The organism is Pandoraea sp. PE-S2R-1 (assembly GCF_002179865.1).
In the GTDB taxonomy this organism is placed as follows: domain Bacteria; phylum Pseudomonadota; class Gammaproteobacteria; order Burkholderiales; family Burkholderiaceae; genus Pandoraea.
Window position 1 is genome coordinate 1 of record NZ_NGUR01000057.1, and the last position, 423, is coordinate 423.

At 63.6% G+C, this 423-nt stretch carries 1 protein-coding gene; it reads right to left on the minus strand.

Annotated elements, in window-relative coordinates:
• Nucleotides 1–423 (minus strand): membrane dipeptidase (locus tag CDV44_RS27020; RefSeq protein ID WP_212677165.1); only part of this gene is annotated, 423 nt, incomplete at both ends.

Genomic DNA, 423 nt, shown 5'->3' on the forward strand with positions numbered 1-423 from the left:
AGCCGCCATGAACGTCGCCCAATTGATGCACTTCCTCGAACCACTCGGGACGTGCCGCCTTGCCCGGGCGGGCCGCAGATCCCGCACCGTAGTCGACGCCGCGGGTCCAGTGACCCATCCGCATCCAGTCGAGATCGACCTGTGTCGTGTTATGACTGCGGTCCGTGCCGATCGCCACATGGTCGATGCCCGCGATATCCACCGTACGGGCCACCAGTTCGCACCAGTTACGCACCGTCAGGCAGAAGTAGTCGCCCGCGATATTGCGATACGCCGCGCAGCCGATCACGCCGCCGTTGTCGCGCAGGGCATGCAGCACGTCGTCCGTCTTGTTGCGCTTGTGGGGAATATCGAATCGGGATTCGCGTGCGTGATCGCCACCGGCTTCTCGGAATGACGAATGGCCTCGAGCGAGGTCTGGTT